General features: G+C 54.3%; 14 protein-coding genes and 1 pseudogene. 4 read left to right on the forward strand and 11 right to left on the reverse strand.

All coding sequences use genetic code 11. The annotated features are described in order from the left end of the window. Positions 1 to 238: 238 nt before the first annotated feature. From uvrB to EDC90_RS10100, 3 genes are all read right to left on the reverse strand, one after another. On the reverse strand, positions 239 to 3049 hold the full coding sequence (uvrB, locus tag EDC90_RS10090) for an excinuclease ABC subunit UvrB (protein ID WP_132311128.1): 2811 nt from the start codon (positions 3047 to 3049) through the stop codon (positions 239 to 241). A gap of 86 nt (positions 3050 to 3135) precedes the next feature. Next, on the reverse strand, positions 3136 to 3993 hold the full coding sequence (locus EDC90_RS10095; RefSeq protein ID WP_132311130.1) for an RDD family protein: 858 nt from the start codon (positions 3991 to 3993) through the stop codon (positions 3136 to 3138). 96 nt (positions 3994 to 4089) lie between these two features. Then, positions 4090 to 4479, reverse strand: coding sequence for an acyl-CoA thioesterase (locus EDC90_RS10100; protein WP_132311132.1), 390 nt, complete (start codon positions 4477 to 4479; stop codon positions 4090 to 4092). A 268-nt stretch (positions 4480 to 4747) separates the two neighbouring features. Here EDC90_RS10100 and EDC90_RS10105 point away from each other — a divergent pair, with 268 nt between their 5' ends. From EDC90_RS10105 to clpA, 3 genes are all read left to right on the forward strand, one after another. Next, positions 4748 to 5761, forward strand: coding sequence for an extensin-like domain-containing protein (locus EDC90_RS10105; protein ID WP_165972801.1), 1014 nt, complete (start codon positions 4748 to 4750; stop codon positions 5759 to 5761). Between the two features lie 606 nt (positions 5762 to 6367). After that, entirely contained in the window at positions 6368 to 6721 is a 354-nt protein-coding gene (gene clpS / locus EDC90_RS10110) for an ATP-dependent Clp protease adapter ClpS (RefSeq protein WP_132311136.1), read from the forward strand. 10 nt (positions 6722 to 6731) lie between these two features. Beyond that, complete coding sequence (gene clpA / locus EDC90_RS10115) at positions 6732 to 9146, forward strand: ATP-dependent Clp protease ATP-binding subunit ClpA (protein WP_132311138.1); 2415 nt, start codon at positions 6732 to 6734, stop codon at positions 9144 to 9146. Between the two features lie 76 nt (positions 9147 to 9222). Here the strand turns inward: clpA and EDC90_RS10125 are convergent. The 4 genes and pseudogenes from EDC90_RS10125 to EDC90_RS10140 form a co-directional block, all read right to left on the reverse strand. Then, positions 9223 to 9824 (reverse strand): annotated as a pseudogene (locus tag EDC90_RS10125) (acyloxyacyl hydrolase). Between the two features lie 198 nt (positions 9825 to 10022). Continuing rightward, a complete protein-coding gene (purQ, locus tag EDC90_RS10130) occupies positions 10023 to 10697 on the reverse strand; it encodes a phosphoribosylformylglycinamidine synthase subunit PurQ (protein ID WP_132311142.1) in 675 nt (224 codons plus the stop codon). Between the two features lie 24 nt (positions 10698 to 10721). Continuing rightward, positions 10722 to 10964 (reverse strand): phosphoribosylformylglycinamidine synthase subunit PurS, encoded by a 243-nt coding sequence (gene purS / locus EDC90_RS10135; protein WP_132311144.1) that lies wholly within the window; start codon positions 10962 to 10964, stop codon positions 10722 to 10724. A 16-nt stretch (positions 10965 to 10980) separates the two neighbouring features. Further along, positions 10981 to 11745, reverse strand: a complete 765-nt coding sequence (locus EDC90_RS10140; protein WP_132311146.1) for a phosphoribosylaminoimidazolesuccinocarboxamide synthase — start codon at positions 11743 to 11745, stop codon at positions 10981 to 10983. A 264-nt stretch (positions 11746 to 12009) separates the two neighbouring features. Between EDC90_RS10140 and EDC90_RS10145 the strand changes: the two genes are divergently transcribed. Then, a complete protein-coding gene (locus EDC90_RS10145) occupies positions 12010 to 12330 on the forward strand; it encodes a DUF1476 domain-containing protein (protein WP_132311148.1) in 321 nt (106 codons plus the stop codon). 76 nt (positions 12331 to 12406) lie between these two features. Here EDC90_RS10145 and EDC90_RS10150 read toward each other — a convergent pair whose 3' ends face one another. The 4 genes from EDC90_RS10150 to trpD are packed head-to-tail and all read right to left on the reverse strand — an operon-like array spanning position 12407 to position 15954. After that, the gene (locus EDC90_RS10150) at positions 12407 to 13612 is read right to left on the reverse strand and encodes a molybdopterin molybdotransferase MoeA (protein WP_165972804.1); all 1206 of its coding nucleotides are present in this window, start codon (positions 13610 to 13612) and stop codon (positions 12407 to 12409) included. Positions 13613 to 13626: 14 nt separating this feature from the next. Then, positions 13627 to 14118 carry a cyclic pyranopterin monophosphate synthase MoaC gene (gene moaC / locus EDC90_RS10155; protein WP_132311152.1) on the reverse strand — a complete coding sequence of 164 codons (492 nt, stop codon included), beginning with the start codon at positions 14116 to 14118 and terminating at the stop codon, positions 13627 to 13629. Further along, positions 14115 to 14930 (reverse strand): indole-3-glycerol phosphate synthase TrpC, encoded by an 816-nt coding sequence (gene trpC, locus EDC90_RS10160; RefSeq protein ID WP_132311154.1) that lies wholly within the window; start codon positions 14928 to 14930, stop codon positions 14115 to 14117. Before trpC ends, moaC begins: the two co-directional genes overlap by 4 nt. Beyond that, positions 14923 to 15954: an anthranilate phosphoribosyltransferase gene (gene trpD / locus EDC90_RS10165; RefSeq protein WP_132311156.1), complete on the reverse strand. Its 1032-nt coding sequence runs from the start codon at positions 15952 to 15954 to the stop codon at positions 14923 to 14925. The genes trpC and trpD overlap by 8 nt, the downstream gene beginning before the upstream one ends. Between the last annotated feature and the right edge of the window lie 9 nt (positions 15955 to 15963).

Raw genomic sequence — 15963 nt, forward strand, 5'->3', positions numbered from 1 at the left:
TTGTGCGATTGCATCCGTCACACGACGGCGGAGGTCAACGGAAAGAGCTCGGGTCATCGGAAATCTCCTTTGACACAAGGAATCACAAATCACACAAAAACGGAATCCCATACGATTCATTCATCGCGCCTGACGCTCTAAGCCACCGGTAGCCGGACGAAAGATGCAATGGCGAGGTGAATTTGCTGCCCCATACCACATCTGCCTGGCAAGGCGTCAAAGGGGTGCATATCCGCTCTCAGGAACCGGGCTTTCCGGATTTGCTGTTTCGGCGACCGCGTTTTTTGGTTTCTGACGGGTCTTCGTAGGAACCGGCACCAATCTTTCCACGTTTGATCGGCTTCGCATCATTGCCAAGCGGCTTTTCAGTGCGCCCGACGGTCATCTCATCCAATGTGTTTTTTCTGAACATTGGACGGGCCATATCAGTCCCCGGTCCCATATCGTCCAGTGACGGTTTTGCGAAATAGGATGCCTGCCCGCTGTCATCACTTTTTGTCGCGTTTTCAGCGTCTTTCGACTCCTGCCGTTCAAGCTTGTCATCCATGCCTGCAAGCTCTGCCGCTTTCAGTCGTTTGATTTCATCACGCAGCCGCGCAGCGGTTTCGAAGTCGAGATCAGCCGCTGCGTCACGCATCTGCTTTTCAAGTGCTTCAAGATGCGTTTGCAGATTGTTGCCAACAAGGTGACCGTCTTCAGCAAAACCTTTGCCGCCTTTCGTGCCGATATCCGCGCGGACATGGTCTTTCTCATAAACGCTGTCGAGAATGTCGGAAATCTTGGCTTTGACAGACGCAGGTGTGATGCCGTGTTCTTCATTGTAAGCAACCTGCTTTTCCCGGCGCCGGGATGTTTCGTCCATCGCGCGCTGCATTGAGCCGGTAATCTGGTCAGCATAAAGGACGACCTGACCGTCGACATTACGTGCGGCGCGGCCAATGGTCTGTATGAGCGACGTTTCCGAGCGAAGAAAGCCTTCCTTGTCTGCGTCGAGGATTGCGACAAAACCGCATTCAGGAATATCGAGCCCTTCACGCAGCAGGTTGATACCGACGAGAACGTCGAATGCACCAAGCCGCAGATCACGTATGATTTCGATGCGTTCCAGCGTATCTACATCTGAGTGCATGTAGCGCACACGGATGCCTTGTTCGTGCAGATACTCCGTGAGGTCTTCAGCCATGCGTTTCGTCAAAACGGTGACCAGCGTGCGGTAGCCCTTGGCCGTCACCTCGCGAATCTCGCTCAGAACATCGTCGACCTGCGTTTTGGCTGGGCGCACTTCAACCGGAGGATCGATCAGGCCTGTCGGGCGGATGACCTGTTCGGCGAAGACGCCGCCTGACTGATCCATTTCCCAGCCGCCCGGTGTTGCCGAAACGGCAATCGTGTCGGGTCGCATCGCATCCCATTCCTCAAATCGCAGCGGTCGGTTGTCCATGCAAGAAGGCAAACGGAAGCCATATTCGGCCAGCGTGGCCTTGCGACGGAAGTCGCCGCGATACATTCCACCAATCTGCGGGATCGTGACATGGCTCTCATCGATGAAAATCAGCGCATCGTCCGGAATGTACTCAAACAGGGTGGGCGGTGGTTCGCCGGGTTTGCGGCCTGTCAGATAGCGCGAATAGTTTTCAATGCCGGGGCAGGCGCCGGTTGCTTCCATCATCTCGATATCGAAGCGTGTGCGCTGTTCCAGTCTTTGCGCTTCCAGAAGTCGTCCTGCATTTTCAAGTTCTTGCAGGCGTTGTTTTAACTCTTCTTTGATTGCCTTTATGGCGCCATTCAGGGTTGGCCGCGGCGTTACATAGTGCGAGTTGGCGTAGATCTTAACGGATTTGAGATCGCCGGTTTTATGGCCGGTGAGGGGATCAAACTCGGTGATGGAGTCGATCTCGTCACCAAACATTGAAATACGCCAGGCGGCATCCTCAAGGTGAGCCGGAAAGATCTCGATAGTATCGCCGCGAACCCGGAACGAGCCGCGCTGGAAGTCCATATCGCGTCGCTTGTATTGCTGTGCGACAAGGTCGGCAAGAAGCTGGCGCTGGTCCAGCACATCGCCGACCGCCATCTGGAAGGTCATGGCGGTATAGGTCTCCACCGAGCCGATACCGTAAATACATGAGACCGAAGCGATAATGATGCAGTCATCACGCTCGAGAATGGCGCGGGTTGCAGCGTGGCGCATACGGTCAATCTGCTCGTTGATCGAGCTTTCTTTTTCAATATACGTGTCCGAGCGCGGCACATAGGCTTCCGGCTGATAATAGTCATAGTAGGAAACGAAATATTCGACCGCGTTATCCGGAAAGAAGTTCTTGAATTCCGAATAAAGCTGCGCCGCCAGTGTCTTGTTCGGCGCCAGAATGACGGCGGGACGCTGCGTTTCCTCAATCACCTTGGCCATGGTGAAGGTTTTGCCGGAACCCGTGACACCAAGAAGGACCTGAGAGCGTTCACCGGTATTCAGGCCTTCCACAAGATCTTTGATTGCCGTGGGCTGGTCGCCGGATGGCTCGTATTCCGTGACCATCTTGATCGGCACGCCGCCCTCGGACTTCTCCGGGCGTTCAGGCCGGTGTGGTGTCCATATCTTGCCGTCCTTGAACAGCGGATTGCCGCTTTCAATCAGCTTGGAAAGAGCGTCAACGGTTGCCGTGACGCCTCCGGGGGCAAGGGTTTTGGCCTCTTCAAGCGAAACATCCACCCCTGCAACCGGATTAAGGCCGGCCGCTGCTCTGGTTTTCGGATCCGACGAAGCGCCGATGGAAACGCCGCGCGATGTCCGCGCCGCAGTCGCCTTCGATTTACCGGTTTTGGCTGTGTCGCGCTCTTCAGCGTCCTTACGTTCAGACGCTTTTTTGCGATGCTTGCCGGCTTTAGACGCCAGCGATCGTTGCGATTCGACTGTTTCAGCCTCAGCTTCACGCTCAAGGCTTTCGAGCCAGTCGCTCATGGAGTCCCCCACGGGTTCTCCCTGAAACGGTGCCTGCGGGGCTTCTTCAAAGCCCGGTTTCTTGTCGGATTTTTTCGATGATCTGGCCATGAAACGGAATATGGAGCCTCTAATCTGAAAAGAAAAGGGGCAGAGGTGGTCCGGAACATAAAAAGAACGGAATTGGCGTGCTGGACTTAGCTGCGTTGTACAACCCAGCAGCGCATCATTGCATCATAAAGGCTGCGTCCGCGCCACAATGCAAACGGCCAGACCCACCAGACGAAGATAACCAGCAGTGTTGCAGCGTTCAGAACAAGCATATGAACAAGCATACGCTGGTCTGCGCCAGCGGTTTCCATTGCGGAGACTGCGCCTGCAACCGAGGTGATTGATGGTGCCTGAAGCGCAATGGCAAACTGGAAGCAGCCATTCACCCAAACCGGCCAGAATTTCAGATATTCGCGCAGGATCGCTGATGTTGGTTCGAGTGGCAGCGGGTGTTTTTCATACGGCTCGCGCGTTGCTGTGAGGCCAAGAAGCTGCTTTCCCGGTGTGCGACCGAAAAGTGCACTAAAAATACCAAATGCGAGTGGCAGTAGCAAAAGCTGAACAGTGGCGACGCCCCGCGAAATCAGCGGGGAGGGAAAAATTGGCTGGTTGTTTTCATCAATCTGAACAGAGACGAAGCGCCTCAGCGTTTCTTCATTTTCTCCGGCGCGTTCTTCGCTGACAACTGCCATGCGTTTTTGGGGCAGGAAGAAGCTGTCAACGGTGCAGAGTTGTCGCTTCAGTGGCAGAGAAACGGCCTCTGAAGATGGCCAGTAGCGCTCGATCTCGGCAAAAACCGGAAGACCGGCACCTTCGTCTGAGCAGGTCCGCGAGTACAGGAACGAACTGCTCAGGCCCGGTTTGAGGGAAGGGAGGGCGAGGGCGAGGGCTGCGACAAGAAATGTAAACAGCACAGAGTAGGCGAGAAGATCGACGATCAGAGCCGCGAAACGGCGCAGAAAAAAACGCGGCGGCTTTGGGGTCTCTGATGCGATTTCGATCATGCGTTAAGGTCCTCTTGTATGAGGTCCGTTCTGGGCTGGTTTTCCCCTTGTTTCAACCGAAAAAAACAATTGGTGCAGCGTGCTCCGGTGTTTCCGTCAATGCTGCGGGGGCACGGGCGTCGGGTTTCCGCTGGAATCCATCGCAACCATGATGAACTGCGCCTGGGTGACGAGTTCGCGCTTTGGGCGATCATGGCGGTGCACCCATGCTTCCACATCAACGGTCATGGATGTGCGGCCAATGCGGTCAAAATGCGTATAGACGCAAAGCGTATCGCCAATCTTGACCGGTTTGGCAAACGACATGGAATTCACAGCTGCAGTCACCGTCCGGTTCCCTGCGCGCTCGGAGGCTGCGACAAAAGCTGCGAGGTCCATCTGAGACATCACCCAGCCACCGAAGATATCGCCTGCCGGGTTCGCATTCGCCGGCATGGCAACAGTCCGCATTGTGAGTTCGCCCTTCGGTGAGCCGTTCGCGTTCATCGTTTTCTCCCGTGTTGTCGCTAGAAAGCGTTTATTAGGCCGCAGATTTGATGGCCGCAATTCAGTTTGCTGCACGGCAGCCATGCAACCAGAGCGCGGTCCTGTTCGGCGTTGAAAAAAGCATTTGTTTACCCTTGTCTGATTAAACTTAAGGGGTGTTTCAACAAACAGGGCGTTTTCTAGTATGGCGTTTTCTTCGCTCCTGCGGTCGGCGGCTTCAATAACGGCTCTTTCCCTGGCCATGTCCGGGTGTTCCATTGGCGGTCTGATGACCTCATTTTCCGTGGATACAAGTAGCAAGTCGCAGCCTCCCGTCACCCGCACGGCGGAGAACACGACTGGCGCCAACGCACAACCGGCCAACGGGCAGCAGGTCGCGAACGCATCAGAAGATGCCTCAGCAATCGATGCTTCGAAGCCAGCCTCTCAGAGTATCGAGCAGGTGATTGCCCAAACACAGAAGCTTCAGGAGCCTGACACCGCGGGCACATCGATTGACGGCTGGCTGGGCGTTGCCGAAGAAGGGGCCGGCGCCTCTGGTGAAGCCGGTCCGGGTTCTGCGGGAAAAGCTATGATTGCCGCGCGTGGCCAAGGTGCTGATGTTGCCAAAGGCGGTGCTTCTGACCCGGGTATCGACCCGATCGAAACAGCCTCGCTTCTGCCGCATGTCGATCCCGGTGGAACTGGCGGCAGTGCGACAGGAAAGCAAAAACGCATACCGGGCGTCATGCCTTTGTCTGAGCGGCAGTGCAGGAGCCAGCTCAGTGATATGGGCGTAAAATTCTCAGAAGTTTCGGCGATCGCCAACGGAAAGCACTGTGGTATTGATTATCCCGTTGAGGTTCAGTCGCTGTCTGGGGATGTGAAAGTCTCGCCTGAGGTCGTTGTGAATTGTCAGACAGCATTGTCATTTGCGCAATGGGTGCAGAATGAGGTCGCGCCGGCGGTGCGGGTTCGCTATCTGACGGGCCTCGACAGCGTTCAGACGATGGGTGGCTACTCTTGCAGGCGCATGAATAACGGCAAGCGCAACACCGATTGGTCGGAGCATGCTACTGGCAATGCCATTGATGTCGGTGGCTTCCGACTCAACAATGGTCGCGAAATCGACGTCTCGCCGAAAGGGCTGTTTGCATTTCGGGAGAGGGGGCTGCTGAAGTCCATCCGTGCCAGCAGCTGCGGTTATTTCAGTACGGTGCTTGGGCCGGGCTATCCAAAACATGATGATCACTTTCACTTTGATTTGAAGCAGCGTTCTTCCGGACGGGCATACTGCAGCTAGCGGTTCGATTCCGGCATTTGGTTCCCTTTTCCGCACGTGCTTATCCAAATGCCGGAATCAAAAGAACCACTAGCCAAGTTTATGTTTCTAGTGGAATTTTCGAATTTGACATTTGAAACTATCGCTGGCGGCAGGCGGGATTCAAATGTCAAATTCATTCCACTAGGCCATACTGGCAGCCGGAACGACGGACGCCGTCTTCGATGCCCTTTCATCTTAATACCGCTCAGATTTGTTCCGGACAGGGTCTCCGGTGCGGATCTGTTTCAGAACGACGGAACGAAACGTTTCGTATTTGGATGCGAAACGTTTCGTGCTCTTATATTAAAGATTGATCTGTTTTGCGGCCGATCGAAAATCATGACAATGTTCGAAAATGTTCGCTTTTTGCTGTTTGATTTTTACGACAGGCGTCGGTGTTTGAAAGTCTGACTTTAAACGGGCTGGGGGCTTTGCGATTTTCTTAATGACAAGCCCTAAATAACGGCATTAAGATTGCATTAGTCGAAGGGAGCTTGAAACGAACTCGGTACAGACAGATATGAGTACCAACAAAAGGGCCTGATGGACGCGTCGGATGAGCGGAAGGACCAACGGAGTAATGAAATGATCGCGATGTCGATCCGGATGCAGAACGACCCCTCGAAGAACGGGGATAATCCAAACCGCGGGACAGCGGTGATCGCGCGCACCAAGCCCAAGACAAAGAAACCCAGCTTATACCGGGTTCTCCTGTTGAATGATGACTACACACCAATGGAGTTTGTGATCCATATACTGGAACGTTTCTTCCAGAAGGACCGTGAGGCGGCAACCCGCATCATGCTGAACGTTCATAATAATGGCGTCGGTGAGTGCGGTGTTTTTACCTATGAAGTGGCTGAGACCAAGGTCAGCCAGGTTATGGATTTTGCCCGTCAACATCAGCATCCATTGCAATGTGTCATGGAAAAGAAGTGAGGATCTGATCGTGCCAACATTCTCTCCCAGTCTTGAAAAGGCGCTGCATCAGGCTCTAACCTATGCAAATGACCGGCATCACGAATACGCAACGCTGGAGCATCTGCTTCTGGCGCTGATCGACGATAGTGACGCGGCCGCAGTGATGGGGGCCTGCAACGTCGATCTCGACGTTCTGCGCAAAACTGTAACCGAATATGTCGATACCGAGCTTGCCAATCTGGTGACCGGTTATGACGAAGACTCCAAGCCGACATCTGGTTTCCAGCGGGTGATTCAGCGCGCGGTAATCCATGTTCAGTCCTCTGGCCGCGAAGAAGTGACCGGCGCAAACGTACTCGTCGCAATCTTCGCAGAGCGCGAGAGCCATGCCGCCTATTTCCTGCAGCAGCAGGAGATGACGCGCTACGACGCTGTGAACTATATTTCGCACGGGATCGGCAAGCGGCCCGGCGCCTCTGAAACGCGTTCGCCGCGCGGAGCGCCAGGCGATGCAGAAGATGCGGAAAACATCAATCCGCGCGAAACCGAAGATGGCAGCCGCAAGCAGCCGGACGCCCTCAAGGCATATTGTGTGAACCTGAATGAGAAGGCCCAGAATGGGAAGATCGACCCTCTGATCGGTCGCGATTCAGAGGTCAATCGGACGATTCAGGTTTTGTGCCGCCGCTCGAAAAATAATCCACTCTACGTTGGTGATCCCGGCGTCGGGAAAACAGCAATTGCAGAAGGCCTGGCCAAGCGCATCGTTGAAGGCAAAGTGCCTGAAGCGTTGATGGATGCCACGATTTTCTCGCTCGACATGGGTACGCTTCTGGCCGGAACCCGCTATCGTGGTGATTTCGAAGAGCGCCTGAAGCAGGTCGTCAAGGAACTCGAAGAGTATGAAGGCGCTGTCCTTTTCATTGATGAGATCCATACGGTGATCGGCGCTGGTGCAACATCCGGTGGCGCCATGGATGCTTCGAACCTGCTGAAACCTGCCCTGTCTTCAGGCACAATTCGCTGCATTGGCTCGACCACGTATAAGGAATATCGTCAGTTCTTTGAAAAGGACCGGGCGCTTGTACGCCGTTTTCAGAAGATCGACGTCAACGAACCGAGTGTTGATGATGCCATCGACATCATGCGTGGCCTGAAGCCGTATTTCGAAGAGTATCATCACCTGCGCTATACCAATGAGGCCATCAAGGCGGCTGTCGAGCTTTCGGCACGTTACATCACGGACCGCAAGTTGCCCGACAAGGCCATCGATGTGATCGACGAAACGGGTGCTGCGCAGATGCTGGTTCCGGTATCCCGGCGCCGCAAGATGATCACGGAGAAAGAGATCGAAGCCACGATCGCGACCATGGCCCGGATTCCGCCAAAAACCGTATCGAAGGATGATGAGCAGGTTCTGGCCAATCTGGAACAGGAACTGCGTTCGGTTGTTTACGGGCAGGATGCGGCTATCGATGCGCTCGCGACCGCGATCAAGCTGTCTCGTGCAGGTTTGCGTGAACCAAACAAGCCGATTGGTTCTTATATCTTCTCCGGCCCGACCGGTGTTGGTAAGACGGAGGTCTCCAAGCAGCTTGCATCGTCTCTGGGGGTCGAACTTCTACGCTTTGATATGTCGGAGTATGGTGAGCGTCATACGGTTTCCCGGCTTCTTGGCGCACCGCCCGGTTATGTCGGCTTCGACCAGGGTGGGTTGCTGACCGATGGTGTCGATCAGCATCCGCATTGCGTGGTTCTGCTGGATGAGATCGAAAAGGCGCACCCCGATATCTACAATATCCTGCTGCAGGTGATGGATCATGGCACGCTGACGGATCACAACGGCAAGAAGATCGACTTCCGCAATGTTATCCTGATTATGACGACGAATGCCGGTGCGGCTGAAATGTCGAAATCGGCAATCGGGTTCGGTTCTTCGCGGCGGACCGGTGATGCTGAGGAGGCGCTCAACAGCACCTTTACACCGGAATTCCGCAACCGTCTTGATGCAATCATTCAGTTTGCTCCGCTGCCAACTGAAGTCATCCATCAGGTTGTTCAGAAATTCGTCATGCAGCTGGAGTCTCAGTTGTCTGAACGGAATGTGACCTTTGAATTGTCTGATGAGGCGGTCGCCTGGCTTTCTGAGCGTGGATATGATGAGAAAATGGGTGCGCGTCCGCTGGGTCGCGTCATTCAGGAACACATCAAGAAGCCGCTCGCCAATGAGATACTCTTCGGGGATCTGCGTAAGGGCGGGGTTGTTCGCGTCGGTGTCAAAACCGTAAACGAGGGTAAAGCTGAGCTGACGCTTGAAGCGATCCCGGATTCAACGCCGGTGAAAGAGTCAGAGCTGAAATCGGACGCGCCCAAGGCTGCTGGTAAGACAGGTAAAAAGCCTGCAGGCGGAAAGAAAGGCCGTAAGTCTGAGGCAAGTTCTTAAGAGGGCAGTTATCAGATCAGATGTAAAAAGCCGGGGCACTGTCCCGGCTTTTTGCTATGGAATAGAACGAGGGGCTTCAGAACGCATGTCCAATGCCGATGCCGATGCCGGTATAGGTCAGGCCGCTATTTTTCTCTGCCAGATTGGCATTTGAGGAGTGGCGTACCGTTGCGGTAACGTTCCATTGTTTTTGAGGGAATAGCCTATGGTGGCATATTCATGAAACAGTATGTGGGAGCCGACATTCGGGCTGTCGGTTGAACCGGTCCGTTCGGCATTGTTGAGTGCACCGCCAAATCCGAGGTCGAGGAATAGTTTGCGGTAAACCGGAAACTTCCAGCTTGCGCCTGCCATCAACTGGCTTGCAGCTCCGGCTGTACTTATATTCGCAGCCAGAAAAAAGCGCGGATGAAAAAGCTTGTCCAGTCCCTGCCGGCCGCGACTCTCAAAAGGGTCCAGAAAGAGTGATGGGGTCAGAAACACACCATTTTCGTGATCGTCATCCACCTGGATCGATGTGGAAATTTCAAACCGGACTTCGTCGAACACTTTGTACTGGCTGTTGTTGATCGGCTTTGCACTTTGTATCGGTTTTTCACCTGCAGAAGCGGTTTGGAGCACCGGGAATCCAGCGAGCGCGAGTGTCGTCAGAATGATCGCGAACTTTGTTGTTGCCATTGAAAAAATGCCTGGAGCCTGTTTGCGAGGTAAACCGAACGCGATCTGAGTGCTCGACTCGGTTTTTTATATCAGAGTTTGCGCATAAACCTGCGTAAGTAAATATCACATGAAAAAATCCCGGCTGCGTGAGGCAACCGGGATTTTAGAGCGCCATGCATCCATTCGGATGCACAATTGATTACAGGCTTTCAGTTTTCAGGCAGTTTCGAGCTGATTGAGAGCAGCTTCGAACAATCGGCGTCCGTCAGTTCCGCCATGTGCTGGTTCAATCAGGTTTTCGGGATGCGGCATCATTCCAAGAACGTTACCCGCTTCGTTAACCAGTCCTGCTATGTCATTGACCGATCCATTCGGATTGGTTCCATCGGCATATCGAAAGACGACCTGACCTTTATCTTCGATCTGCCTCAGTGTCTCAGCATCGGCAAAATAATTGCCATCGTGATGCGCGACGGGGCAGCGGATAATTTCTCCAGCGCCATAAGCGCGCGTGAAAGCGGTCTGGTTGTTCGTCACGCTGAGGCGCACTTCTCGACACACGAACTTCAGCGATGCGTTGCGCATCAACGCGCCGGGAAGGAGCCCTGTTTCAAGAAGGATCTGAAAACCATTGCAGACGCCGATAACCCTGACGCCTTGCGCTGCCTTTTCAGCAACCGCACGCATCACCGACATGCGTGCTGCGATCGCGCCGCAACGCAGATAGTCACCGTAAGAGAAGCCGCCGGGGATCACAATCAGGTCCACATCCGGTATCTCTGTTTCTGTCTGCCAGACTGTGACAGGCGGAGCACCTGAAATCAGAGAAATCGCGGCCTGCATATCGCGGTCGCGGTTCAGGCCGGGAAGCTGAATGAGAGCGGTCTTCATAATTCCTGCTACCTTCTGCAACGCTTAGGAAAGCTCGACTGTATAGTCTTCGATCACCATGTTCGCCAAAAGCTTTTCGCACATAGCTGCTGCATCGGCTCTGGCTTTCTCATGATCATCGGTATCAAGCTTCAGATCAAAAACTTTACCCTGCCGCGCACCGGAAATGCCATCAAAGCCAAGCCCGGCAAGAGCACCTTCAATCGCCTTTCCCTGCGGGTCGAGAACACCATTCTTCAAAGTCACAATCACGCGTGCGTTGATCACTGATCCAGTCCTTCCGTTATTTCACGAGTACCGGTCCGGCAGCGCGCGCCGGTTCGTTTTCATTCATGATTCCAAGTCTCCGGGCCACTTCAGAGTAAGCACGGAAAAGGTCGCCGGGGTTTGCAGCAGACGCATCCCGGTCCAGCCGTTCATGTGTCGATAGATCGGCGAGGCGACAAGAATCAGGTGAGATCTCATCGGCCAGGATGATGCGCATCATGTCCCCTTCGTAAAGCCTGCCGCATTCAATCTTGAAATCAACAAGCTGAATGCCTGCGCCGAGAAACAGGCCGGTCAAAAAGTCGTTGATCCGGATGGCAAGTGCCATGATGTCATCTAGCTCCGGCGGCGTTGCCCAGCCAAAGGCGGTGATGTGTTCTTCTGTCACCAATGGATTGCCCAGCTCTTCAGCATTGAGGAAGAATTCAACAATTGAACGGGGCAGGGGCGTGCCCTCTTCCAGTCCCAGGCGGCGCGCCAGTGACCCGGCTGCAACATTGCGAACCGAGATGATCAGCGGTATCATCTCGACCTCACGGACGAGCTGTTCGCGCATGTTCAGACGCCGGATGAAGTGTGTCGGTATGCCAATCGTGTTCAGATGGCCGAAAACATATTCGGAGATCCGGTTGTTGAGCACACCCTTGCCGTCAATGATACCAGTTGCAGCACTGTCAGCTGAAAAAGCATCATCTTTGAAAAACTGTATAAGTGTGCCGGGCTCCGGCCCCTCATACATTATTTTGCCTTTGCCTTCGAAGACGCGGCGGCGACGATTCATTGTTGTACTCATAAAATGGGGGCACCTTAAAAGGGTGCGCGGCCTCATACTATATCACCGCATAGCGAATACGGGCGAACTTCTCAATCAGCCTTTGGGGTTTTCACTGATAAAGACAGCAATTTTGCGTCTGCCAACAAGAATCACCATATCTCAATTAAATTTTAATCGAATAAATTTAAAGAAATGAAATCCAGGTACTTTGCTTTTGATAATTCTGGCCTCAAAATTCTTTGCAAATTTCATGCTTAGGAGGAGGCATCGATGGCATCACTCAGCTTTTCCGACCGTGAGAAAGCATTTGAAGCGGCTTTCGTGCGGCAAGAGGCAGCGCGCTTCAGGACTGTGGCGCGGCGGAACAGAATGCTGGCAGCCTGGGCGGCTGATCTTCTCGGACGCGAGGACGAAGATGTCTTTGCCTCCGAAGTTATTGCTGCGGATTTTTCGAAAGCCGGTGAGGAAGATGTGTTGCGAAAGCTGATGCGTGATTTCGAGCACGCAGGAATTTCCATCGAGGAAGAAGCGCTTCGCATGAAAATGCATGCACTCATGCAAGCTGCCAGCCAACAGGTTGACGTTGAATAACGAGTGGAATTGCAGGCTTATGAAGCCAGACGTCAGTCTGCATGCAGGGTGGGGATGACGCTTAAGGCCCCGCGGCTCAGGCGAGGCGAATGATCTGCACGCTGTCGCCAGCTTTGGCCTCGGAGGCGTATGAAGGTCGCACAATCAGGCAATCTGCCTGTGTCAAAGCCTGCAGCAGTGAAGAATCCTGACTGCTCAGAGCGCGAACACTGGTCTGCGAAACATCCGTGAAAACGCCGCGCATGAAATGCTGGCGTGGCCCGTTGGTTGGCATGCTTTCCTCCAGTAGAACTGAAGCTTCCCGGTTGCGCGGGGGTAAATGCCCAAGCTTTCTGAGAAGCGGCTCAGCAAAAAGCAGAGCACATACAAAGCTTGAAACCGGATTGCCGGGCAACCCAAGAACCAGCATTTCACCCAACCTGCCAACCATCAGGGGCTTGCCCGGACGCATGGCGACTTTCCAGAAGTCCAGCTCCATGCCCATACCGCCCAGAACCGGACGAATCAAATCATGGTCGCCGACAGATGCGCCGCCGATTGTCAGCAGCACGTCTGCTTTTTCAGCTATGGCGCGTTTAACGGAATCCTGGATTTCGGCCCTTGTGTCTCGCGCGATCCCCAGATCGATGATTTCTGCCCCGTTCTCTTGAGCAAGCGCGGCAATAGCAATCCCTCCGGAGGCTGAAATCTGGCCCGGACCCGGCAGTGTACCAAGCGGCACCAGTTCGTTGCCGGTCGCGAGAATGGCAATGCGTGGGCGGCGGTACACATCAAGCGTCCCATGTCCTGCCGCTGCGGCCAGAGATAATGACCTCGCATTCAGCTGGGTTCCAGCTTTGAGGAGGGGCTGGCCGTTTGAAAAGTCCTGCCCGCTGCGCCGGATATTGGCGCCTTCAGAAGCTGCGGACGTTATGCGGATATGACGACCGTCGATCTGTTCGGTGTTTTCCTGAATAATAACAGCGGAGGCCCCATCGGGAACTGGCGCTCCGGTAAAGATCCGAAGCGCCTGTCCTGCGGTAATCGTCTGACCGGCGACTTGTCCGGCTGATACTTCACCGATGACTTCAAGCGAAATGCCTTCTTTTCCGCAGTCCCGCTCATGAATGGCGTACCCATCCATAGCCGATGCATCAAAAGGAGGCTGCGTGACACGGGATAATATATCACGTGAAATAATGCGACCAAGTAGCTGATTTAAATTTAAATTTTCTGTTTCTGAGATGGGTTTGTGAGCAGCAGAAATGCGTTCTTTTGCTTCGCCGACTTGTAGCAGAGACAGTGCCATATCAATTCCTATTTCCGCACGTAATCGCCGCTTACGCCGCCCGATTTCTTGACGAGATGGATGGCGCCGATCTCCATTTCCCGGTCAGCAGCTTTCGCCATATCGTAAATTGTAAGGCACGCGACCGAGACGGCCGTCAGTGCCTCCATTTCAACGCCGGTGCGGCCGCTGAGTGATGCCGTTGCTATGACCCGCAGCCCTGGCAGCTCGTCATCGGCAGAAATATCGACCGAAATCTTCGTCAGCATCAGTGGATGGCAAAGCGGAATAAGATTGGCGGTCTGCTTCGCGCCCATGATTCCAGCCAGCCGGGCCGTGGCAATCACATCACCTTTTTTGGCGTTGCCAGCCTGAATAAGATCAAGCGTCTCTTTCTTCATGACCACGCAACCTTCAGCCGTTGCCGAGCGCTGTGTTTCGTCCTTGGCGCCGACATCGACCATGCGGGCTTCACCACTGGAGGAAATATGCGTTAGTCCGTCAGAGTGCTGTGTGCTCATTCGGCTGCGTCTTTCGCCTGCCTTCCGGTCAGCAACTCCCGTGTTGCCGCGGCGATATCGCCCTTGCGCATCAGGCTTTCGCCGACCAGAAAAGTCGAAATTCCGCTCTTGGAAAGGCGAAGGCAATCATCGTGAACGAAAATACCGCTTTCTCCGACGATCAGGCGGTCGTCACCAATCATGCCCGAGAGGCGTTCGCTTGTCTCAAGTGAAACTTCAAAATTGCGAAGATTGCGATTGTTAATGCCGATCAGCGGTGACGACAGTTTCAGAGCGCGAGCACATTCTTCTGCGTCGTGCACTTCAACAAGAGCGTCCATACCAAGTTCAAAGGCTTTATCCTGAAGCCGTCTGGCTTCATCGTCCGAAAGGCTGGCCATGATGATGAGAATGCAATCAGCACCCCAGGCCCGGGCCTCATAGATCTGGTATTCCTCAAACATGAAATCTTTGCGCAATGCCGGAAGCGAACAGGCATTACGTGCGGCAGACAGGAACTCAGGCGCGCCCTGAAAGCTCGGTGTGTCGGTCAGGACGGAGAGGCAGGCCGCTCCTCCCTGCTCATAAGCCTTTGCAAAAGCAGGTGGGTCAAAGTCTGGACGTATCAGACCTTTCGACGGACTGGCTTTCTTGATTTCGGCAATCAGTCCGAAGTCGCCATTCTCTTTCTTTGTGCGCAATGCATTAAGAAAACCGCGCGGTGGCATCTGATCGCTGATCATCGCCTTCAGGTCTTGCAGAGGCGTTTCAAGTTTGGCTGCCGCGATTTCTTCACGCTTGTAGGCTTCAATCTTCTTGAGAATGTCAGTCATCAGCTGCGACCTGTCCTTCATTTGAAACCGCAATCAGGCGATCCAGGGCGAGGGCGGCCTTGCCGCTGTCCAGAGCATCTGTGGCCAGTTGCATCGCGCCAGAAAGCGTTTCGCCTTTGCCGGCAATCATCAATGCAGCTGCTGCATTACAAAGAGCGACATCGCGATAGGCATTTTTTTCGCCGGACAGAACAGCGCGCAGCGCTGCCGCATTGACCTTGCCGTCGCCACCCTTCAGGGCGCTGATATCGACCGTCTCGACACCGAAATCTGCAGGTTTCAGCGTGTATTCGCGGATCTGGCCCCCGGAAAGCTCTGCTACCTGTGTCTCGCCGGTTGTCGTGATTTCATCGAGCCCGCAACCATGGACGACCCAGATGTGTTCCGCCTCAAGGTCACGCAGAACTTCGGCAATCGGCCTCAGCCATTCCGGAGCGTAAACACCGAGCAACTGGCGCCTGACACCGGCAGGGTTCGCAAGCGGACCCAGAATGTTGAAGATTGTCCGCGTTCCCAGTTCCACGCGTGTCGGTCCGACATGACGCATGGCTGAATGATGTGTCTGTGCGAACATGAAGCCGATCCCGGCATCCTGAATGCAGCGCGCGATAATGTCGGGACCGATTTCAAGCTGAACACCAAGTTCTGAGAGGCTGTCAGCTGCGCCTGATTTGGAGCTGAGCGCACGATTGCCATGCTTTGCAACCGTGACCCCTGCACCGGCGGCAATCAGAGCGGCCAGCGTTGAAATATTATAGGTTCCGGAGCCGTCACCGCCTGTCCCGACGATATCGACGGCATCCTCCGGAGCCTTAACGCGGAGCATCTTGTCCCGCATTGTGGTTACCGCTCCGACGATTTCATCAACCGTCTCACCCTTCACCCGCAGCGCCATCAAAAAACCGCCGATCTGGGACGGGGTCGCTTCACCCGACATCAATATATCGAATGCCGCACGCGCTTCTGTGTTGGAAAGCGACTCGCGATTGGCGATTTTGGCGATGAAGGGTTTTAGTGCGGACATTTCATGACT

This window comes from Martelella mediterranea (genome assembly GCF_004342225.1).
Classification (GTDB): domain Bacteria; phylum Pseudomonadota; class Alphaproteobacteria; order Rhizobiales; family Rhizobiaceae; genus Martelella; species Martelella mediterranea_B.